The sequence below is a fragment of the Variovorax sp. TLI9-5A genome, assembly GCF_056867935.1.
Genome location: NZ_CP200310.1, coordinates 3,005,929 through 3,026,402, shown reverse-complemented (window position 1 = coordinate 3,026,402; position 20,474 = coordinate 3,005,929). Strand labels below are relative to the sequence as shown.

18 protein-coding genes are annotated in these 20,474 nt (G+C 68.2%); 12 read left to right on the top strand and 6 right to left on the bottom strand.

The features are described from left to right. Positions 1-28 precede the first annotated feature (28 nt). The gene (trhA, locus tag AC1VNX_RS14390; RefSeq protein WP_483157297.1) at positions 29-652 is read left to right on the top strand and encodes a PAQR family membrane homeostasis protein TrhA; all 624 of its coding nucleotides are present in this window, start codon (positions 29-31) and stop codon (positions 650-652) included. A gap of 35 nt (positions 653-687) precedes the next feature. Next, positions 688-1,605 (top strand): bestrophin family protein, encoded by a 918-nt coding sequence (locus AC1VNX_RS14385; protein ID WP_483157296.1) that lies wholly within the window; start codon positions 688-690, stop codon positions 1,603-1,605. A gap of 34 nt (positions 1,606-1,639) precedes the next feature. Here AC1VNX_RS14385 and AC1VNX_RS14380 read toward each other — a convergent pair whose 3' ends face one another. Next, entirely contained in the window at positions 1,640-1,876 is a 237-nt protein-coding gene (locus AC1VNX_RS14380) for a hypothetical protein (protein ID WP_301511984.1), read from the bottom strand. 386 nt (positions 1,877-2,262) lie between these two features. Between AC1VNX_RS14380 and AC1VNX_RS14375 the strand changes: the two genes are divergently transcribed. Then, a complete protein-coding gene (locus AC1VNX_RS14375) occupies positions 2,263-2,967 on the top strand; it encodes a winged helix-turn-helix domain-containing protein (RefSeq protein ID WP_483157295.1) in 705 nt (234 codons plus the stop codon). A gap of 1 nt (position 2,968) precedes the next feature. Here AC1VNX_RS14375 and AC1VNX_RS14370 read toward each other — a convergent pair whose 3' ends face one another. Genes AC1VNX_RS14370 through AC1VNX_RS14355 form a run of 4 tightly spaced genes read right to left on the bottom strand, consistent with a single transcriptional unit; the run spans position 2,969 to position 7,294 of the window. Continuing rightward, a complete protein-coding gene (locus AC1VNX_RS14370) occupies positions 2,969-5,098 on the bottom strand; it encodes a CHASE2 domain-containing protein (RefSeq protein ID WP_483161952.1) in 2,130 nt (709 codons plus the stop codon). 8 nt (positions 5,099-5,106) lie between these two features. Next, on the bottom strand, positions 5,107-5,265 hold the full coding sequence (locus AC1VNX_RS14365) for a hypothetical protein (protein WP_483162066.1): 159 nt from the start codon (positions 5,263-5,265) through the stop codon (positions 5,107-5,109). Between the two features lie 17 nt (positions 5,266-5,282). After that, positions 5,283-6,569, bottom strand: coding sequence for a FecR family protein (locus tag AC1VNX_RS14360; RefSeq protein ID WP_483157294.1), 1,287 nt, complete (start codon positions 6,567-6,569; stop codon positions 5,283-5,285). Beyond that, complete coding sequence (locus tag AC1VNX_RS14355) at positions 6,566-7,294, bottom strand: response regulator transcription factor (RefSeq protein WP_483157293.1); 729 nt, start codon at positions 7,292-7,294, stop codon at positions 6,566-6,568. The genes AC1VNX_RS14360 and AC1VNX_RS14355 overlap by 4 nt, the downstream gene beginning before the upstream one ends. A gap of 306 nt (positions 7,295-7,600) precedes the next feature. On the opposite strand from AC1VNX_RS14355, the gene AC1VNX_RS14350 reads away from it, so the two are divergent. The 4 genes from AC1VNX_RS14350 to AC1VNX_RS14335 all read left to right on the top strand — a co-directional run bounded on the left by AC1VNX_RS14350 (position 7,601) and on the right by AC1VNX_RS14335 (position 12,704). Further along, positions 7,601-10,387: an ESPR-type extended signal peptide-containing protein gene (locus tag AC1VNX_RS14350; RefSeq protein WP_483157292.1), complete on the top strand. Its 2,787-nt coding sequence runs from the start codon at positions 7,601-7,603 to the stop codon at positions 10,385-10,387. A 47-nt stretch (positions 10,388-10,434) separates the two neighbouring features. Next, positions 10,435-11,265, top strand: coding sequence for an OmpA family protein (locus AC1VNX_RS14345; protein ID WP_483157291.1), 831 nt, complete (start codon positions 10,435-10,437; stop codon positions 11,263-11,265). Between the two features lie 64 nt (positions 11,266-11,329). Further along, entirely contained in the window at positions 11,330-11,758 is a 429-nt protein-coding gene (locus AC1VNX_RS14340) for a hypothetical protein (protein WP_483157290.1), read from the top strand. 58 nt (positions 11,759-11,816) lie between these two features. Then, on the top strand, positions 11,817-12,704 hold the full coding sequence (locus tag AC1VNX_RS14335) for an amidohydrolase (RefSeq protein ID WP_483157289.1): 888 nt from the start codon (positions 11,817-11,819) through the stop codon (positions 12,702-12,704). Positions 12,705-12,716: 12 nt separating this feature from the next. Here the strand turns inward: AC1VNX_RS14335 and bla are convergent, their stop codons facing one another. After that, on the bottom strand, positions 12,717-13,604 hold the full coding sequence (gene bla / locus AC1VNX_RS14330; protein ID WP_483157288.1) for a class A beta-lactamase: 888 nt from the start codon (positions 13,602-13,604) through the stop codon (positions 12,717-12,719). A 174-nt stretch (positions 13,605-13,778) separates the two neighbouring features. Between bla and AC1VNX_RS14325 the strand changes: the two genes are divergently transcribed. The 5 genes from AC1VNX_RS14325 (at position 13,779) to AC1VNX_RS14305 (ending at position 20,469) form a co-directional block, all read left to right on the top strand. Continuing rightward, the gene (locus tag AC1VNX_RS14325) at positions 13,779-14,129 is read left to right on the top strand and encodes an ArsR/SmtB family transcription factor (protein ID WP_483157287.1); all 351 of its coding nucleotides are present in this window, start codon (positions 13,779-13,781) and stop codon (positions 14,127-14,129) included. Between the two features lie 37 nt (positions 14,130-14,166). Next, positions 14,167-14,703 (top strand): SRPBCC family protein, encoded by a 537-nt coding sequence (locus AC1VNX_RS14320; protein ID WP_483157286.1) that lies wholly within the window; start codon positions 14,167-14,169, stop codon positions 14,701-14,703. A gap of 252 nt (positions 14,704-14,955) precedes the next feature. Then, positions 14,956-17,025 (top strand): LamG-like jellyroll fold domain-containing protein, encoded by a 2,070-nt coding sequence (locus AC1VNX_RS14315; protein WP_483157285.1) that lies wholly within the window; start codon positions 14,956-14,958, stop codon positions 17,023-17,025. 286 nt (positions 17,026-17,311) lie between these two features. Then, a complete protein-coding gene (locus AC1VNX_RS14310; protein WP_483157284.1) occupies positions 17,312-19,519 on the top strand; it encodes a phosphocholine-specific phospholipase C in 2,208 nt (735 codons plus the stop codon). Between the two features lie 173 nt (positions 19,520-19,692). Then, positions 19,693-20,469 (top strand): DeoR/GlpR family DNA-binding transcription regulator, encoded by a 777-nt coding sequence (locus AC1VNX_RS14305; protein ID WP_483157283.1) that lies wholly within the window; start codon positions 19,693-19,695, stop codon positions 20,467-20,469. Positions 20,470-20,474: the final 5 nt, after the last annotated feature.

The window sequence follows — 20,474 nt, the reverse complement described above, 5'->3', positions numbered from 1 at the left end:
CCGGGAGCGAAAGCAGGCGGCGAACACGATGTACCCCGGAGAACGCCTCAACGGATACAGCCACCTGTTCGGCCTGCTGCTCGCTCTGCCCGCGATGGCGCTGCTGCTCATCAAGACAGTGCCCACCGGCGACGCCGCGCGCATCGCGGGCGCACTGGTGTTCTCGCTTTCTGCGGTGGCGCTCTATGCCGCCTCCACCCTCTTCCACAGCACGCGCGGGCACCTCAAGCGCATGTGGGAGCGCGCGGACCACTGCGCCATCTTCCTGCTGATCGCCGGCACCTACACGCCCTTCGCGCTGGTCACGATGCAGGGGCCCTTGGGCCTGCTGCTGCTGGCGACTATCTGGGGCGCGGCGATCTTCGGCATCCGGCGCGAGCTGGTTCCGGCGAAGAACGGCGCGCCGAAGAAGCCGTCGCTGCCGATCTACATCGGACTGGGCTGGCTGGTGGTGCTGGCCGCCGTGCCGCTGGCCGCGCGGCTCGATACGGCGGGACTGGTGTGGCTGCTGGTCGGCGGCGCCTTCTACACGACGGGCACGGTGTTCTATCGCAACCGGTCGGGCTTCAAACATGCGCACGGGGCATGGCATCTGTTCGTGCTGGCGGGGACCACGAGCCACTATGTGGCGGTGGGCTGGTTCGTCCTGTAGTCCCTGCAGCGGCGTCGCGGGGATAATCCCCGCCGATGATCGTCCGACCCCGCCCCCATTGGCTGCGCATGCTCTTCGTATGGCGCGGCTCCGTGCTGTCGGACATCGCCCCCCAGCTGCTGTGGACCACTGCCTTCGCGGTGCTGGTGACGGTGCTGCATGGCAGGCTCTTCCAGTGGAAGGTGCCGCTCAACTTCGTGCCCTTCTCGCTCATCGGCCTGACGCTGGCCATCTTCCTGGGCTTTCGCAACAGCACGAGCTATTCGCGCTACTGGGAGGCGCGCACGCTGTGGGGCACGCTGCTCAACGAGACGCGCACGCTGGTCCGGCAGGCGCTGACGCTGACGGATGCGCCCTCGGAGGCGACGACGCCCGCGATGCGGCTCATCGCCTTCGTCCATGCGCTGCGCCATCAGCTGCGGGGCACCGATCCCTCTGCCGACCTCGCCCGGCTGCTGCCCGAGGAAGACCGCGCGCGCCTGCGCACCACGCACTTCAAGCCGGCCGTCCTGCTGCTGATGGTGGGCGAATGGCTGCGCGACCAGCGCCAGCAAGGCCGGCTGGACCCAACCCTCGCACAGGCCATGGAGCACCCGCTGGGCCGCCTGACCGAAGCACTGGGCGGCTGCGAGCGCATCGCGGGCACGCCCATTCCGTTCACCTACTCCGTCATCATCCACCGCACCATCTACCTGTACTGCGTGCTGCTGCCCTTCGGGCTGGTGGATGCGATCGGCCCGATGACGCCGGCGGTGGTCGCCTTCATCGCCTACACCTTCTTCGCGCTGGAGGCGCTGGGTGCGGAGATCGAGGAGCCCTTCGGCACGCAGCCCAACGACCTTGCGCTGGATGCGATGTCGCGCACCATCGAATCGACATTGCGCGAAATGCTGGGCGAGCCGCAGCCGGTGGTGCCGGCTACGGCCGGCCCCGTCGGCTACATCCAGACCTGAGCGGCGGGTCGTATCGCGCCGGCCGCGGTCTCGCTCAGTCTTCCTTCCTGCCGTCCCTGAACGCCAGCACCACGATACCCGCCGCGCAAGCCGCGAACAGGATGCCCGAGGGCACCGCGCCGATGTTCGCCATGAGCCAGCCGTAAAGGTCGACCAGCATGCCGATGATGCGGTTGCCGTTTGCCTGGCGGCTCAGGTCGTTGGCGATGAACGCGTTGAACGAAAGCACGCCGAACACCAGCGCCAGGAACGCCGTCACGATCCACTTCATTTCTCCCTCACTCCCTCGGTCATATTGATCGGATGCGGATGCTGCCACGCAGGGCCGGGTGGGCGAAGCGCATTGCGAGATTTCATCAGATTCAGGCGCGCACATTCCTCCCGGCGCCGCACACTCATTCACAAAGCAACCGATGTTGGCGCAAGAAAGTCACGCTTCGCGTCGCCGATCGAACTGAATGTTCACTAAATCTCACGGCAGGCTTTTGCCGTCCTTTCATTTCGACAACGATCTACCAGATGCCGCCCCATTTGCCGGGCACATTCACGGGAATCCATCCATAGATCATGAGCTTCGACACAGCCGGCGCCCTGCCGCTGGCACTCCTCTGCACGCAGGGGCCACAGGGAGCGAGGCTCCACCAAAGACTGCAGCAAATGGGGCATGAGTGCCTGGCGTTCGCCGAAGCGGACGAGGTGCTCGTTGCGCTCGGCGACGGGAAGCGCTTCGCGTTGCTGCTGGTGAGCCAGCACGACGAGGCATTGCGCAGCGGCCTCATCGCCGTGTGCAAGGTGCTCGGCATGCCCGTTCTGCTCACAGTCGCGGACGGGCACTGGGAGCTGCTTTCGCCCAAGGGCAACGACACCGCGCCAGCCGCGATGCTCGGCGCGGACGTATCGCGCATGACCGACGCAGAGCTCGACTGGCTGGTGTGCGCACTCGCCCGGCCACGCCGCGACGGCGTGCCGGCGCCCGTCAGCCACGCCCACGGCGCCAGCGCGTGGGGCGACTACCGCTTTCACGAAGACAGCCACATGGTGCAGTTCAAGGACGACGAGATCCACCTGCAGCCGCGCCAGTTCGCCTTCGCGCTGCAGGCCTTCCAGAACATGGGGCGGGTGCTGGCGCGCGAATGGCTGTGGAACTCGCTGTGGGGCACGGCAACCCGGCGCGAAGGCAACCGGGCGCTGGACGCCTGCGCCTCCAGCGTGCGCCGCAAGCTCGGGTTGCATGGGGAGCACGGGTTCCTGCTGCGCTCGGTGTACGGGCAGGGCTATCAGCTCGTCGCGGTGCAGCGGCGCGGCCCCTCTGCCGTTTCGGCTTCGACTACTGCGTCCCGCAGCGAGGCGGCCGCAGCCTGAATCAGGCCTGGCGCGGCAGCAGCATCCAGAAGGTGCTCCCGGCCTCGGGAGCCGCGGTGCCGTCGATCGTGCCGCCATGGCGGGCAACCACCGTGCGCACGAACTCGAAGCCCAGCCCGTGGGAGCGAACGCCCTGCTCGCCCGAAGGCTGGCCGACCGAGGCTTCGTTGATTCCAGAGAGCAACTGCTGCAAGGCCGCCTCGCTCATCCCCGTTCCCTCGTCGATCACCGCGATCGCGACCTCCCGCTCGTCGGCGCCAAGGCACAGCTGCACGACGGAGCCCGAGGGGCTATGCCTGATCGCGTTGTTCAGCAGGTTGACGACTGCGCGCGTGAGCAGGGCCGCGTCGACGTTGAGCTCGATCTCCTCGTCCTCGTCGGCCATCCTCAGCACCAGCTCCACCTGCTTGCGGGCCGCGTATGCGCAGACCTGATCACGCACGTCGAAGAGCAGCGCGCCCAGGTGCGCGGGCGCGAACCTGTAGCTGCCGGTCCAGGCGTGCGAGACGTCGAGGAACTCCTCGGCCAGCTGCAGCGTGCGCAACGCCTCGCGCCGGATGGCCGACGAAAGCGGCGAGGCGCCCGCATCGAGTTCTTCCAGGTCGATCAGCGCGAGGATGCTGGCCTGCGGGTTGCGCAGGTCGTGCGACAGGAAACGATTCCACAGCTCGCGCTGCTGCTGCACGCGGCGCTCGGAGGTCAGGTCCGCCAGTGCCACGATGTAGCCCGATGGAGCGGGCGCCGCCCCCGGAATCACCGGCGCGATCAGCAGCTGGAAGTGGCGCTCGTCCTTCGTCGTGTACTCGCTGTGGACCTGCCCGATCCACGCCGGGGGCGCACCGTCGGTCTGCGCGAGCGTCTTCGACTGCGGCCGCATCGAGCGCAGCAGGTCCGGCAGGTGTTGCAGCTGCCGCGCCGCGGCTTCGGGGCAACTCGCCACGCTCAGCAGCTCACGGGCGGCAGCGTTGCTGCCCACCACAAGCCCCTGCGCGTCGCACAGCAGCACGCCGACCGGCATCGCCTGGATGGTGGATTCGGCGAGCACTTGCAGCCCGACCATGCGCGAGATCGCGCGGTCGAGCACACGGTTGGAAGGCAGTGCGTGCCGGGGCTGGCGCCAGTCGGCGGGCGGCAGCTCGAAGGCGCCGGCCGGGAGTGCCTGCAGCAGCTCGGCGCGCTGCTGCAGGTAGCGCAGCTGGCTGCGCTGGCGGCCCCAGTTCCAGATCAGGTAGAGCGCCAGCAGCCCCACGACCGGCGTTGCCGGCGCCAGCCACCAGCGCAGCCAGTAGAGCGCAGCCAGGCTGACGAGGACAGTGCCCAGCGCCACGCCGGCGAGCCGCGTCAGACCCGCGCCTTCGAAGCGCCAGAAGAGCCACGCGGCCAACCACAGCGGAAGGCCGATCCAGAGATAGCTCTCCAGCCAGCCCGGCACACGAATGGAACGGCGGTGCATGAGCTGGTCGATGGCGTTGGCGTGGACTTCCACACCGGCCAGCAGCTGGGCATGCCCTGCCAGCGGCGCCACGACCTGGTCGCCCAGCCCCGGCGTGGTGCTGCCCACCAGGACGATCCTGTCACGCAGGAACTCCTGCGGCAGCTCGCCGTGCAGCACGTTCACGTAGGGCACGGTGCGATAGCTGCCGCGCGGCCCCGCATAGGGAATGAGCAAGCGGTCGGCATAGCGCCAGCCCGCGGCATCGGTGATTCCCCGCGACTGCGATGACGGGGGCACGCGCCCCGCCATGAGCAAGCCGATGTAGGGCCGCGCGTTGTCCGGCGGCCCCAGCCGCATGAAGAGGCTACGCGCGATGCCGTCGGCATCGAGTACCAGCTCGGCATGGCCGACGCCCGCTGCGCGCTTCTGGAACATGGGCAGCGGCGTGAGGAACTCGTCGGGCGCCACGCGCGGAATGCTAGGCGCGCGGTTGGCCTGCAGGGGCAGGTACACCGGCAGTTGCTCCATGGCCTGCGCGAGGCGCTCGTCCTGCGCGGCGTCTTCGCTGGGCTCCATCAGAAGCAGGTCGAGCATCACCGACCTTGCGCCGGCATCGGCGAGCCGGTCCAGCAGCTTCGCGTGCGTCTCGCGCGGCCAGGGCCATTTGCCCAGCGCGGCGAGGCTCGGCTCATCGATGGCGACGATCAGTATTTCGGGGAAGGCGACTGCGCGGCCAGCGGAAGCGCGCGGTCGTAGAAATGCATATCCAGCTGTTCCAGGCCGGGGCGCTGGGCCAGCCACACCAGCAGGGCCGGAAACACGATCAGCGCCACCAGTGGCGCTGCCAGAGCTCGCAATCGCATGGTCCATCGATGAAAACTCATCGGACGGGCACGTCGATGCTGCCGCCGGTGAATGGCTCCCCGTAGTGCGTTCCGTCTTCTGTCTCGCTGACGCGCCAATGGTAGCGCCCGCCCAGCACGAAGGGCCCGACGATCGCGCTGCCGGCCTGCATGTCCTGCATGTCGACGAGCCGGGTCGCGAAGTCGGGGTCGCGCGAGATCTCCAGCCGGTAGCGCTTGCCTGGCGAACCCCACCACAGCAGCTCGACGCGGCCGTCGTCCTTCCATCGCACCGACCCGGTCGGCGAAGGCATGTAGAAGAGCAGCTCGCCCGGCATGCCTTCGAGATCGGCGGCGTCCACGGCGGCGACGCGCAGGTAGTAGAAGCCGGGCTGCAGGTCTTTCGGCAATGCGAGCGAGGTGCCCGCGCTGGAGCCTTCGACGAGCGGCGCAAGAATCGAATCGTCCTGCGCGATGCGCCAGCGGTAGCCCTGCGCGCCGGGCACCTCTTCGAGCTCGATGCCGGGCGAGGTCGGCGACACGGTGCCGCTGGTGAACCTCGGCGCAGCGAGCAGCGTGCGGACTTCGGCGCCAGCCGGGTCGCCACCACTGCCGCTGTCGAACACGCTGCCCTGCCCCGCTTCGAGCACGATCTGCCGCGGCTGCTGCAAGCCACGCACGACCACGCTGCCCTCGATCACTTCGCCCACCGTTCGCCCGCCCCGCTCGCGCACGCGAAACTGCGTGCCCCGCACGCTGAGCACCAGCGAGCGCGAGCGGATGTGGAACTCCTGCCCGGCGGTCCGCTTGTGCACCTGCGATTCGATCCCGCCGCCGAGCAGCCTGAGGCCGACGCGGTCGCGCCCGACGGTCTGCAGCTCGACCGTGCTGCTTGACGGAATCACCGAGCGGCTGCCGTCGGGCAGCCCGAGCGTGACGAAGGCGTCGGGCGCGGTCGCCAGCGTGTCACCCGCCTGCACCGGCGTGCCCTGGACCACTGGCACATCGGGCTTGCCGGCGCGCCGCTGCCAGGCCTGGCCGGTCACGGCGAGCACCATCGCCTCGCCTTCGCCCAGCGGGCGGCCATCGGCGAAGTACAGCACCGTTCCGGGCTGCAGTCGCCTGGGCTCGCCCACGTTGTTGCGCTGCTGGATCTCGGGCCAGCGGCCCGGCTGCCGGTAGTGCTGGCCGGAGATGCCCCACAGGGTGTCGCCGGAGCGCACCACGTGCGAGGGCTGGGCCGCGAGGCAGCCGCTGAAGACGCATGCCGCGAATGCCACCATCGGCGCGAGCCGTCGGCGGCCTCCCTGCTTTCGCACCGTCACGGACGCTCTTCCTCCGCGAGGCCAAGCTGGTAGCCCTGCCCGTAGACGGTGCGCAGGATCATTCCACGCCGCGCGTCCAGGTGGAGCTTCTTGCGCAGCCGGTAGACATGGCTGTCCAGCGTGCGCGACGGCGCCTCCTCGGTCTCGTAGCCGGCCGTCTCGAGCAAATGGGCGCGCGAGACCGTCTGGCCCAACCGGCTGAAGAGCAGCAGCGTCAGGTTGAACTCGCGGCTGGTCAGCGTGTAGCTCTCGGGCGCGGCCTCCGCCGCCTCGCGGTAATGCACGAGGTGGCCGACGGGATCGAGCGTCCAGCGGCCGATGCTCAGGGGCGTGTCGGGCGACTGCGGCTTGCTGCGCTTCACCAGCCGCAGGACGCGGGCGCGGAGTTCGAGCGGGCGAAAGGGCTTCGTGATGTAGTCGTCGGCGCCGGAATTCAGCGCCTCGGCCACGTCGTCTTCGGAGCCCCTGGAGCTGATCATCAGCACCGGAACCGAACTCCCCTTCCACACGCGCAGCCAGCGCAGCAGCTCGAGGCCGTCCATGCTGGGGACGGACCAGTCCAGAATTACCAGATCGAAAGACTCGCGCCGCAGGACCCGCTGCAGCGCGAGCCCGTCGGAAAAACCCTGGCAGTGCACCGTTCCTTCGCGCTCCAGCTGCTGCTCCAGCGTGCGGATCAGAAGAGCCTGCTGGGAGAGTTCGTCTTCGACGATCGCGATGCGCATTGAATACCTTGCTACCTGGGAACGCTGAATTCTGGTTGATGCCACACCGGAAGAATCTGACGAATTCGAGCAGTCGCGCACATGCAGAAATGTTAGCAAAAGGTCACATTTCGGCGCAAAAAGCGGCGGAATTTCTCGCGAAATCTCGCATTCGACTGGGAGCCTGAACCCCCTTCACGAATCATCCGCACCCTTCCCGCCCCGGGATTGCCAGCCGCTTCGGCGTGCCGGCGAACCGGAGGCGATCGACTGGCAGGAAGCGCTGGCGGCCACGGCCCGGCAGGCGCCCTTAACTGGATATTCGTGATGAACAGAATCTACCGCTCCGTTTGGAGCGAGGCCCTCGGAGCCTTCGTGGCCGCCGCCGAAACGACGCGCACCCGGGGCGCCCGAGGCGCAGCCCGCACTACGCTCGTCGCCGCGGCGGCAGCGCTGGCCGCTGCCGGCTCGGCCTGGGCCGGGCAGAGCGTCAACGGCGGTTCGCTGTGCATGTCCCAGGGCGGACCTGGTGCGACCTGGACCTGCCACGTACCCAACGGCAGCGGCGGCTACGCCATCATCAAGGGCCTGCCCGACGACGGAACCGGCGCATCGCCCAACTGGCCGGCCGTGGCGACCGCGGCGGCGGCCGCGCTGGGCTCCGGTGCGCTGCTGTTCGGCAACACGGCCACGGCGGCCACCGGGGCAGGAAGCACCGCCATCGGCAACGGCGCAAGGGCGACCCAGTCGAACACCATCGCCATCGGTACCGGCGCATCGGCGAACCAGTCCAACGCGCTTGCCATCGGCACCGGTGCTTCGGCGACCAGCGCCCAGGCCATCGCCATGGGCACCAGCGCAGCCGCCGGTGGCACGGGCGACGTGATGATCGGCTGGCAAGCCGGCCTGAGCGCCGCCGCCGGCAACCGCGACAACGTTGCCGTGGGCGCCCGCGCCGGGCAGAACGTCAATGGCATGCAGAACGCCTACCTCGGTAACGATGCCGGCCTCAACGTGACCGGCGGAGCCAACACCGGCATCGGCACCCAGGCCGGCCGACGCGTACAGGGCAGCAACAACACCGGCATCGGCGTCAATTCGAGCCTCGACGTGAACGGCTCGAACAACACCGGCCTGGGCGGCTACTCGGGCTGGACGGTCACCGGCCAGGGCAACACCAGTGCCGGGGCGTTCGCGGGCTACACGGTCAACGGCGACAGCAACACCGCCTTCGGCGACACCACCGGGCAGTACGTCACCGGCAACAACAACGTGGCGATCGGCACCAGGTCCGGCAACAACGTCGGCGCCAACAGCACCATCAGCATCGGCAACCAGGCCAGGGCCAGCACCGACAGCAGCATCGCGATCGGCGACGGGGCTGTCGCCAGCGGCAAGCAGTCGATCAGCATTGGCACCGGCAACACCGTCAACGGCAACAACAGCGGCGCCATCGGTGACCCGAGCGTCATCGACGGCGCCAACAGCTACAGCGTGGGCAACAACAACACCCTGGGCAGCGGCGCGAGCAACACCTTCGTGCTGGGCAACGGCGTCAACATCCAGGTGGCCAACGCGACCGCACTGGGCAACGCGACGAGCGTGACGGTGGCCGACGGCGTGGCGCTCGGCAGCAACTCGGTGGCGTCGACCGGCGCCGGCATCGTGGGCTACGATCCCAGCACCGGCACCACCGCGGCGGCCGGCACCAACATCGCCAAAACCACCGGCACGCTGGGCGCGGTGTCGGTGGGCGACGCGGCCAACGGCGTGTATCGCCAGATCACCGGCGTGGCCGCAGGCACTGCCCTGTCCGACGCGGTCAACGTGGCGCAGTTGCAGGCAGTGGCGACGCAGGCGGTCGCCGCGAGCAACAAGTGGATCACCGGCTCGCAGACCACAAGCTATTCAGCGCCGGTCGCCACCGGCAGCGAGAGCACCGCCGTGGGCTCCGGCGCGGTCGTCAACGCCAACAACAGCGTGGCCGTCGGCACCGGCGCAACTGCAACCACCGACAACAGCGTGGCACTGGGCAACGGCTCCACCACCACCGCCGCTACGCCGACGGCCAGCGTCACCATCCAGGGCCAGACCTACAGCTTCGCGGGCGCCAACCCCGCGGGCGTGGTCAGCGTGGGCAGCGCGGGCGCCGAGCGCCAGATCCAGAACGTGGCCGCCGGGCAGATCAACGCCACCAGCACCGACGCAGTGAACGGCAGTCAGCTCTACGCGACCAACCAGGCGATCAACAACATCCAGACGGGCGGCGGCATCAAGTACTTCCACGCCAACTCGCAGGCGGCCGACTCGCAGGCCGCCGGCGCGGAGAGCGTGGCCATCGGCCCGCAGGCCATCGCGTTGGGCGCGAGCGCGATCGCCGCCGGCAACGGCGCGCAGGCCAACGGTGCGGGCAGCATCGCGCTCGGCGCCAATGCCATCGCCGCCAGCAGCAACGGCGTGGCGATCGGCAACGGCGCGACGGCCGACCGCGCCGGCATGGGCGGACAGAAGGAACTGTTCTCGAACGTCTCCGTGCTGTCGACGCAGGGCGGCGTGTCGGTGGGCTCGGCGGGCAACGAGCGCCAGATCACCAACGTGGCCGGCGGCACACAGGCCACCGACGCGGTGAATGTGCGCCAGCTGCAGGCGGTGCAGCAGACCACGGTGCGCTACGACACCAACGTGGACGGCACAGTCAACTACAACAGCGTGACCATGGGCAACGGCGGCTCGACCGGGCCGGTGACGGTGCACAACGTGGCACCCGGCGTGGCGCCCACCGATGCGGTCAACGTGCAGCAGCTCAACCAGGTCGGCGCAGCGAGCAACGCCTACACCGACGCGCGCGTCAACCAGATGGGCAACACGATCAACGACATCGGCAAGAAGGCCTACGCAGGCGTTGCCGCAGCGATGGCGATGGAAAGCGCCCCCTACGTGCCGGGCAAGCTGACCTACGCGGCCGGCATGGGCTACTACGAGCAGCAGGCTGCGATGGGGGTCTCGCTGCGCAAGACCGCTGACAACGGCCGCTGGAGCGTCACCGGTGGCGCCTCGGCCACTTCGCGCGGGACGGTCGCCTTCCGGGTCGGCATCGGCGGCGTGTGGGACTGAGCAACGCCCATGCCATGCATCCATCGAATCAATCACTCGTGCCAGACATGTCAAAACCAACCATCCCGACCGCTGTTGTTGCGGCAATGCTGCTTGCCGGCGCCTCCTTCAGCGCCTCCTTCAATGCCTTCGCAGCGGAAGAAATCAAGTTTCCCGAACTGAAGGACTCCTACCTCAAGACCGGCGATTTCGTCGGCCCCGACCACGTGCGGCGCGTGCGGCCCGGCCTGAACAAGGACCAGGTCCGGCTGGAACTGGGCAACCCGCACTTCAGCGAAGGCATCTTCGGGGTGTCGGAGTGGGACTATGCGTTCAACTTCTACACCGGCAAGGGCAACGACCATGTGACCTGCCAGATGAAGGTGCGCTTCGCCCGCGTCGAGGGGCAATACCGGGTGGAAAGCACCCACTGGAAGAACCCCGACTGCGCCCTGCTCGTGCAGCCGCCCGAGGTCGTGCCCGTTGCCGCGTCACCCACGCTGCTGCCGCCGCAGAAGGTCACGCTGAACGCCGACGGTCTCTTCCGCTTCGACGGCTCCGGGCCGAACGACCTGCTCCCCGAAGGCCGCGAGCGCCTCGCGCGGCTGGCCGCCGACATCCAGTCGAACTTCAAGGTGCTGCACTACGTGACTGTCACGGGCTACACCGACCGCCTCGGCACCGACGCCTACAACCAGGCCCTGTCGCAAGCCCGCGCGAACAGCGTGCGCGACCTGCTCGTGCAGGCCGGCATCGACAGGACCAAGGTGCGAGCGGCGGGCATGGGCAAGCGCCAGCCGGTGGTGAGCGATTGCGAAGGAACGCGCGCCACGCCCGAACTCGTGCGATGCCTGCAGCCCAACCGGCGCGTCGAGATCGACGTGGTGGGCGGGACCTGAGGAGCGAGGCGACGGGGGCGCACGCTGGTAGGCTGAGGTCTTTCGAACACCTCCACAGGACTTCATGCAGCCAAAGCCTCGGCATCCGTTGCGAACCGTGCTCTCGATCACGGCAAGCGCGGCGGGCCTTCTCCTCGCCGGCTGCGACCGCGTCAACCCTGCGCCGCCACCCAGCGCGGAAGAAGTCGCCATCCGCACCGCACCTCCCGAGCAGGTATTCCAGGGAACGCTCGCGGGCCAGCCGATTCATCTGGTGGTGCACGACTGCGAAGTCCTTCGCGTCCGGCAGGGCGCTCAGGGCCGGATCGAATGGACGAGCGTGCTGGCTCCCGAGCCGTATCCCTTCCCTACCGCCTGCGAGCGCCAGTCGCTGAGCTTCGATGCGGGCCAGGTCACGGCGCGGCTCGGGCGTCGCGCCTTCGGCGCGGGCGGCTGCTGCGCCAGCGGCGGCACCTATCGCTCGGCCGATGGCCTTGACTGGAAGAAGCTCTAGCGCCCCGGATCGCGCCGAGGGCCGGATAATCCGGCTCCTTTCATCACGAGGGGTAGGCATGAGAGCCGTCGCATCCGCCATCGCCATGCTTCTGGCCGCCGGCACGGCGTTCGCCCAAGGGGCACAGGCCCCGTACAAGGGTCCCCTCTTCGACACCCACCTGCACTACAACCAGGAGGCCTGGGACGGCAACACCGGCCCCTTCCCTCCTTCCGAGGCGCTTGCGCGCATGCAGCGCAACGACGTCAGGGCAATCATCGCGAACTCGCGCCCCAACGCCGGTACGCAGACGCTGGCCGCGTCGCGCGAGACACGCGCTGCGGGCGTGACGGTGGTGCCCTTCGTGCGTCTCTACCGCAACCGCGAGGACTACACCAACTGGTTCCGCGACGAGACCATCTACGAGATGGTGCAGACCGAGCTTGCGCGCGGCACCGCCAGCGGCCCCTATCGCGGCCTCGGCGAATTCCACCTGTACGAGAGTGCCAACGCCAACGGTCCGGTGGCGAAGAAGCTGATCGCGCTGGCGGAGCGCGAGAAGCTCGCCGTGCTCGCGCACGTCGACGATGTGGCGGTCGACCTGCTGATGGCGAATGCTCCTTCGAAGGGCCAGTCGCTGCGCCTGATCTGGGCCCACACGGGCATCGGCGGTACGCCGGTGGAACGGGTGCAGGCGATGCTGGAGCGCTATCCGCTGCTGATGGGCGAGCTCTCGTACCGGGCGGGGCTGACCTGCGAAGGCGGCAGGCTCTGCCCTGAATGGCGCGCACTGATCCTCAAGCATCCGGGCCGCTTCATGGTCGGTTCCGACACCTGGATCAACCAGCGCTGGAGCAGCTACGACGAAACGATGCGCGGCTACCGGGTCTGGCTGGGCGATCTGCCGGACGATGTGGCGCAGCGCATCGCGTGGGGCAACGCAGCCGGTTTGTTCGGGCTGCGCTGAGCCCGCGAAGCCTCAGCCTGCCAGCGCGGACGCCGCGATCCGCGTGGCCGACGCGACCACGTCGTTGCGTACCTTCGCGTCCTTCTGCGGGAAGGTCAGGTAAACCGACAGCACGATGGGTGCGCCGGCGGGCGGCCACAGCACGCCGACGTCGTTGTTCGAGCCGTAGGAGCCTCCCCCGGTCTTGTCGCCAACCTTCCAGCCGGCAGGCACGCCGGCCAGGAAGCGCTCGGTGTTCGTGGTGTTGCCCAGCAGCCAGGTGCGCAGCTGGTCGCGCTGCCCGGCGCCCAGCGCGTCGCCCAGCACAAGGCGCTGGATGCTGTCGCTCATCGCCGCCGGCGTGGTGGTGTCGCGCGGATCGCCTGGAATGCTGGTGTTGAGCTCGGGCTCGGTGCGGTCCAGCCTGAAGGCCTGGTCGCCAATGCCGCGCGCGAATGCGGTGACCGTGGCCGGGCCACCGAGCACCTTCAGCAGCAGGTTGGCTGCGGCGTTGTCGCTGTACTGGATGGTGGCGGCACACATCGCGGCGACCGTCATGCCGGTGGAAACATGCTTCTCGGTGATCGGCGAATGCTCGATCAGGTCGCTCTTGCTGTAGCTCACATTCTTCGACAGCAGGCTTGCGTCCTTCGCGCTGCGTTCGAGCACCGCTGCCGCCAGCATCAGCTTGAAGGTGCTGCACAGCGGAAAGCGCTCGTGCGCCCGATGCTGGATGCGCGCGCCGCTGCCGGTGTTGAAGCCGACCACGCCCAGGCGACCGCCCGCGGCGCTTTCGAGTTCGGCAAGCTGCGCCTCGGCCGAAGATTGCGATCCCGTGCCGGACCACGCGGTGCATGCGCCGGCAAGCGGCAACACGGAAGCACCGAGCAGCAGGGTGCGGCGCTGGATGAGAGGATTCATTTCGTTTTCTCTTTCTTTCTGCGAGTGGATGGAACGAAGCGAATGCTAGGAGCGGCCCCCGCTGCGATCCAGCCTCCCGCCGGCGTTTCTCGTCCCGGGTGTATCCGGTGTAACACCGGCGTTCGTTAAACCATCCAGTTGAATTTTGATCGAACTCCGTCTATATTCAACCTCATGGTTGAACTAGAACTTGCAGACGACCGGCTCGACGCCGTCTTCCACGCCCTCGCCGACAGCACGCGGCGCACCATGCTGCAGCTGCTGTCGCACGGCGAATGCAGCGTGGGCGAACTGGGCGCGCCCTTTCGCATGTCCTTCGCGGGAGCATCCAAGCACGTGAAGACGCTGGAGCGCGCGGGCCTCGTCTCGCGCACCGTGCAGGGCCGCGCGCACGTCTGCCGGCTGGAGCCTTCCGCGCTGGCCATGGCCGATGCATGGCTGCGCTACTACGAAAGCTTCTGGAGCAACCGTCTCGATGCGCTGGAGCAGGAGCTGCGGCGCGATTCGGCACCCCGCAAGAAGTGAGCTTCCTTCATTCATCCAACCCAAGGAGAAACTGCAAATGACGATCAAGCACAGCCTGGGCACCCAGGTCGAACCCGGCACCCTGCGCATGGAGCGCACCCTGCCCGCCCCCATTGAGCGCGTGTGGGCCTACCTCGTCGACTCCGACAAGCGCGCCGCATGGCTGGCCGGCGGCGTGTTGCCGAAGCAATCCGGCGAGCTGTTCGAACTTCGCTTCGAGCACACGAAGCTCACCGGGGAAGTGGCGCCCGACCGCTTCGCCGAATGCCGCGAGCCCATCCACCAGAAGTCGCGACTGCTGCACATCGAACCGCAGAAGCGGCTGACCATCAGCTGGGACGAAGGAAGCGCCGCGCCGTCGGAAGTCAGCTTCGAACTCACGCCGCAGGGCGACAGCACGCGGCTCGTGCTCACGCACAGACGCTTGGCGACCCGCAAGGGAATGCTCAGCGTGGCGGGCGGCTGGCACGCGCATGTGGATGTGCTCATCGACGTGCTCGCGGGGAACAAGCCCCAGGGCTTCTGGACGAATCTCGCCGAGGTAGCGAAGGAATACGAGACGCAGATTCGCTGAGCCGCGGCGCTCCTCGCTTTCATTTTTCTCTTGCGGGGCCTTCGGGCCCCGTTTCTTTTCCGGACCTCGAAGTTCGAAGAGCTTGTCAAACCGCTGTCACTCGGCAAACGCAATATCCGAGGCATTCAGAGCATTTGTGTGTTTTGTTGCAAATGCATTTGCTTGCACAAACACATGTGGAAACACGGAAGCCCGGGGGTTCGAGCCACGGGCCGGCATCTCAAAACTTCGAGGGAAAACATGATCAGAGGAATGAATGCGCGCCGCATGCGGGCGTGGGGAAGCACGTGCGCGCTGCTGCTTCTCGCGGCCTGCGGCGGTGGTGGAGGCGGCGGCACCGGCCTTCCGCTCGTCGGTACGCCACCAACCAACGGCGGCGGCAATACGACGCCATCGGTGAACCAGGGCAAGAGCGGCCCCAAGGCGCTGGTCGTGGAAATCGACGGCCTCACACATTCAGCGCTTCGTGATGCGATGGCGCAGAGCAAGGTGCCTGCATTGCAATCGCTGCGCGTCGCGCCGGGCTGGACCGGCGGCGCCAACGGCACGCCGAGCGAGCAGCGCACCACCGACGGCCCCGGCTGGGCCACCCTGCTCACCGGCACCTGGGCACAGCGCCACAACGTGCGCTGGGACACGAACGATCAGCGCATCGACGTCAAGCTCGCGCCTTCCGTCTTCGCTCTCGCGAAGCAGAACAACAAGGCCGCCGGCTACAGGACGGCCTCCGTCACCTCCGGCGCGCTCTATCCTCTGCTGCTCGCGAACGAAGCCGGCACGGTGGACAGCGCCATCGACTGCGCGGGCGCCGATGCCTGCGTCACCGACCGCACCGCGCAGCTCATCGACGCCGGCTACGACCTGCTGGTGGCGCAATACGGCGCACCTGCCACTGCCGCGGGCAACGGCCTGAAGAGCGACGCCTACCAGCATTCGATCGCCGACACCGCTACCGGCGTGGGCAAGCTGCTCGCCCGCATCGCGCAGCGCACCACCAACGACCCGAAGGAAGACTGGCTGGTGATCCTCACCACCGGTCACGGCCTCGATGCCTTCGGCAGTGCTGCCGGCTTGCAGGACAACAGCAACAAGACCGTCTTCATCGCGAGCAACAAGACGCTGGCGGCGCTGCCGGGCGTCGGCGCTGCCGCTGCGTCGGACGACACGCTGCTCGCACTCGCGGCCGCCACCGACATCGCTCCGACCGTGCTGCGCCACTTGGGCGCACTGCCGGCGGCAACGGACTACCGCTTCGCCGGCCAGGCCTTGCAGGCCAGCACCTCGCTGCGCAGCCTGGCGGCGAAGACGGGCGCGGACAAGCGCAGCATCCAACTGTCGTGGACCCTTTCCGGCAACACGACCTCCGCGGTGCAGGTTCTGCGCGACGGCAAGGTGGTGGCTACGCTGCCGGCCGGCACCACCAGCTACACCGATCCCATCGTCGCGGCGAGCGACGGGGTCTACGCCTTCCAGTACACGGTCGTCGCGGGCGAAGCCAGCGTGGCGCTTGCCGCGCAGATCTCTTATGTCGCGCCCGAAGCACCCGTGACGCTCGCCCCCACGCTCGCGAACGGCCTGGTCGACTACTACCCACTCGACGCCCTGCCCGGCGTGGACACGAAGAACGCCTCCACGCTCGCACCGTGGGCGTCCGATGCCAACGGCGGCTCGCTGGTCGACGACGGCTTCAGCGCACCCTACAAGGCCAAGGCGCTGCGCGTCGACAGCACGGTGAAGAACGCCAGCGGTATGGCCGGCTATCGCCTCGTGCAGAACAACGACGTCACCACCAACGCGGCGGTCACGGCCTTCACCATCGGGTTCTGGATGCGCACCGACAACACCTGCAGCCAGGGCGTGAGCAACGGCGGCACGGTGATCGGCAACAAGAACTACACCACCGGCGGCAATGCGGGCCTGGCCATCGGCCTGTTCGGCAGCTGCGAGATCCGCTTCAACGTAGGCACGGGCAGCGCGCGCGCCGACAGCAACGGCTACAGCCTCAGCGCGGGCCAGTGGGCCTACGTGGCGGTGATCGTCGACAAGGCGGCGCTCACCATGCGTGGCTACGTGATGGACCCCGTCAGGGGCACTCAGACCAACAGCACCGCGATCACCACCGCGCTGGTCGACAAGCTCGGCGGCCTGGGCAACGGCCTGGGCCTCAACGAGGACGGCACCGGCCTCTACTACCAGCGCGAGAGCAGCTCACCGCGCGGCGCCATGGACTTCAACGACTTCGCGATCTGGAACCGCGCGCTCACGAGCGCCGAGCTCAACAGCATCTTCAAGTCGGGCCAGCCGTTGTCGACCCTGCCCTGACCCCGATCACCTTCAGCCCCAAGACAACAACGCCTTCAGAGGACTCCAACCATGCAACTTCACCCACGTCTCCTCGCGCGTCTCGCACCCGCGCTCCTCCTGGCCTGCGTCCTGTCCGCTTGCGGCGGCAGCGGCGGAGGCGGTGGCTTCGTCGGCACGCCGACGCCCCCGACCACCCCCACCACACCCACACAACCCGACACCGGTGCAGCCCCCGTGAAGAGCTGCGCCCCCTGAGTTCCACGCCAAGTCCTACGCCATGCCCCAACAAGAGAAGAACAAACCCATGACGAATTCGCGTCGCAAGTTCCTCACCGGCACCGCCACCACCGGCGCTGCCGCCCTCGCACTCTCGGCCTTTCCGCCCAGCATCCGCCGCGCGCTCGCCATTCCGGCCAACAACGCCACCGGCACGATCAAGGACGTCGAGCACATCGTCGTGCTCATGCAGGAGAACCGCTCCTTCGACCAGTATTTCGGCACCCTGATGGGTGTGCGCGGCTTCGGCGACCGCTTCACCATTCCGCTGCCCAAGGGACTGAACGTGTGGCAGCAAAGCGATGCCAACGGCAAGCCCATCCTGCCCTACCACCTCGACAGCCGTAAAGGCAACGCCCAGCGCGTGAGCGGCACGCCGCACTCGTGGAACGACGGCGAGAACGCCTGGGACGGCGGCCGCGCCTACCAGTGGCCGCGCTACAAGAACAACGCGTCGATGGGCTACTTCAAGGAAGCCGAGGTCACCTTCCAGTTCGCGCTGGCCAACGCCTTCACGCTGTGCGACGGCTACCACTGCAGCATGCACACGGGCACCAACTCGAACCGCATGTTCCACTGGACCGGCACCAACGGCCCCTCGGGCGAGACCGCCTCCGGCCCCGCCGGCGTCGCATCGGTCGTCAACGAGTGGGACGACATCGGCCCATCGACCTCCGGCTACGAGTGGAAGACCTACCCCGAGCGCCTGCAGGAAGCCAAGGTCAGCTGGTTCATCTACCAGAACATGCCCGACAACTTCACCGACAACCCGCTGGCCGGCTTCAAGCAATACCGCAAGGCCAACGAAGCCTCGGGCAAGCCGGTGAGCAACGACGCCGCTTCGCCCGCCTACGACCCGGCCAGCGACGATGCGGGCAACCCGCTCTACAAGGGCATCGCCAACACCATGCCCGACGGCGGCTTCCTCGAGCAGTTCCGCCAGGACATCAAGAACGGCAAGCTGCCGCAGGTGTCGTGGATCATCGCGCCCGCCACCTATTCCGAGCACCCCGGACCGTCGAGCCCCGTGCAGGGCGGCTGGTACATCCAGCAGGTGCTGGACGCGCTCACCGCCGTGCCCGAGGTGTGGAGCAAGACCGCGCTGCTCATCAACTTCGACGAGAACGACGGCTACTTCGACCACTACCCCTCGCCGGCGGCTCCCTCGCTCAACCCCGACGGCACGATGGCAGGCAAGACCACGCTGCCCGAATCCGACCTCGCCGTGGAGCGCTTTACGCACCCGAAGCCGCCGGGCACCAGCAGCCAGCCCGCACCCGACGGACGCGTGTACGGCCCCGGCGTGCGCGTGCCGATGTACGTCATCTCGCCCTGGAGCCGCGGCGGCTGGGTCAACTCGCAGGCCTTCGACCACACCTCGGTGCTGCGCTTCATCGAAGCACGCTTCGGTGTGAAGGAAACGAACATCTCGCCGTTCCGCCGCGCGGTGTGCGGCGACCTCACGAGCGCCTTCAACTTCGCCACTCCCAACAGCGAAGCGCTGCCCACGCTGGCGGGACGCACGACCAAGGACGCGGCCGACAAGCTGCGCGCCGACCAGCAGGCGCTGGCGCAGGTGGCACTGCCGCTCGACCCCCAACTGCCCCGCCAGGCCACCGGCACGCGCCCCTCGCGCGCCCTGCCCTACGAACTGCACGTGAGCGGACGCAGCGACGCCGTCAAGGGCCAGATGCGGCTGATCTTCAAGAACAGCGGCAAGGCCGCCGCCGTGTTCCATGTCTACGACAAACTCAACCTCGACCGCCTGCCGCGCCGCTACATGGTCGAGCCCGGCAAGCAACTCGACGACACCTGGAACCCGGGCGCCGACAACAGCGGCTTCTACGACCTGTGGGTGCTCGGCCCCAACGGCTTCCACCGCCACTTCAAGGGTGACCTGAACCGCCTGCGCGCGGGCGGCACGCCCGACCCCGAGGTGCGCGTGTGCTACGACGTGACCAACGGCAACGTCTCGGTGGAAATGCTCAACGGCGCAAGCGGCACGGCCAAGTTCACGGTGCGCGCCAAGGCCTATCGCGACGACGGCCCGTGGACCGCCACGGTCAACGGCGGTGCCAAGGCCGAGCAGGCATGGGTGCTGGCAAGCAGCGGCCAGTGGTACGACTTCGCCGTGACCTGCGACTCCGATCCGACCTTCTACCGCCGCTTCGCCGGCCGCGTCGAAACGGGCAGGCACTCGGTGAGCGACCCGGCCATGGGCATGGCCGACCTCTGACGATGGCATCCGGCCGACGCATCCGCATCGGGGCGCCGGCCGCTGGCATGAATGCTTGATCACGCCCGTGCCCGACATTCGGCGCGGGCACAATGGCGCGGCTTCCGCGCCTGTCCGGGGCGGCCGTCTCGCCGACGCCGCCTTTTTCATTTCTTCCCATAAGCCGCGTTTCCATGCTCCAAGAAGAACGATTCCTGCGTATCCGCAGCCTGCTGGCCACTTTCTCGCGCCTGAGCGTGGAACGGATCGTGCAGGACCTTGCCGTGTCGCGCGAAACGGTGCGGCGCGATCTGGTCGAACTCGAGGGCTTGGGCGAACTGCGGCGCGTGCATGGCGGCGCCATCGCGGTCAAGGCCGAGCCGGAGCCGCCGCTCGCGGTGCGTCTGGTGGCACGGCAGCGCGAGAAGCGCGCCATCGCCAAGGCCGCTGTCGCCCTGCTGCAGCCGGGCCAGACCATCTTCATGGACGCGGGCAGCACCATGTCGATCTGCGCGGAAGAGATCGCCACGCTCAGCGGCATGACGGTCATCACCAATTCGCTGAGCATCGCGCTCAAGCTCGCGGGCGCGGGCGAAGGCCGCCTCACCGGCAACCAGACCATCCTGCTGGGCGGCCAGATCGACGTGAAGGGACAGGCCACCTTCGGCGACACCACGGTGGAGGCCATTCACCGCTACCGCGCCGACATCGCGCTGCTGTCGCCCGTGGGCCTGCATGCGAAGCACGGCGCCATGAGCTTCGAGCACCATGAGGCCACCGTCGCGCGCGCCATGGCCGAGCAGGCGCAGCAGCTGGTGCTGCTGGCCGACCACGCGAAGATCGGCCAAGCCAGCCGCGTGACCTATTCGCGCACGGCCGACATCGACGTGGTGATCACCGACGCGAAGGCGCGCGAACTGCCGGGCCTGCCGGGTCTGCGCAAGGCCTGCGAGCGCGTGATCCTGGCCTGAGGCGC

Bases quoted from the DNA above. Each gene is read 5' to 3' on its own strand.
- trhA (WP_483157297.1), top strand. From the start codon at position 29: ATGTACCCCGGAGAACGCCTCAACGGATACAGCCACCTGTTCGGCCTG.
- AC1VNX_RS14385 (WP_483157296.1), top strand. From the start codon at position 688: ATGATCGTCCGACCCCGCCCCCATTGGCTGCGCATGCTCTTCGTATGG.
- AC1VNX_RS14380 (WP_301511984.1), bottom strand. From the start codon at position 1,876: ATGAAGTGGATCGTGACGGCGTTCCTGGCGCTGGTGTTCGGCGTGCTT.
- AC1VNX_RS14375 (WP_483157295.1), top strand. From the start codon at position 2,263: ATGGGGCATGAGTGCCTGGCGTTCGCCGAAGCGGACGAGGTGCTCGTT.
- AC1VNX_RS14365 (WP_483162066.1), bottom strand. From the start codon at position 5,265: ATGCGATTGCGAGCTCTGGCAGCGCCACTGGTGGCGCTGATCGTGTTT.
- AC1VNX_RS14355 (WP_483157293.1), bottom strand. From the start codon at position 7,294: ATGCGCATCGCGATCGTCGAAGACGAACTCTCCCAGCAGGCTCTTCTG.
- AC1VNX_RS14350 (WP_483157292.1), top strand. From the start codon at position 7,601: ATGAACAGAATCTACCGCTCCGTTTGGAGCGAGGCCCTCGGAGCCTTC.
- AC1VNX_RS14345 (WP_483157291.1), top strand. From the start codon at position 10,435: ATGTCAAAACCAACCATCCCGACCGCTGTTGTTGCGGCAATGCTGCTT.
- AC1VNX_RS14340 (WP_483157290.1), top strand. From the start codon at position 11,330: ATGCAGCCAAAGCCTCGGCATCCGTTGCGAACCGTGCTCTCGATCACG.
- AC1VNX_RS14335 (WP_483157289.1), top strand. From the start codon at position 11,817: ATGAGAGCCGTCGCATCCGCCATCGCCATGCTTCTGGCCGCCGGCACG.
- bla (WP_483157288.1), bottom strand. From the start codon at position 13,604: ATGAATCCTCTCATCCAGCGCCGCACCCTGCTGCTCGGTGCTTCCGTG.
- AC1VNX_RS14325 (WP_483157287.1), top strand. From the start codon at position 13,779: ATGGTTGAACTAGAACTTGCAGACGACCGGCTCGACGCCGTCTTCCAC.
- AC1VNX_RS14320 (WP_483157286.1), top strand. From the start codon at position 14,167: ATGACGATCAAGCACAGCCTGGGCACCCAGGTCGAACCCGGCACCCTG.
- AC1VNX_RS14315 (WP_483157285.1), top strand. From the start codon at position 14,956: ATGAATGCGCGCCGCATGCGGGCGTGGGGAAGCACGTGCGCGCTGCTG.
- AC1VNX_RS14310 (WP_483157284.1), top strand. From the start codon at position 17,312: ATGACGAATTCGCGTCGCAAGTTCCTCACCGGCACCGCCACCACCGGC.
- AC1VNX_RS14305 (WP_483157283.1), top strand. From the start codon at position 19,693: ATGCTCCAAGAAGAACGATTCCTGCGTATCCGCAGCCTGCTGGCCACT.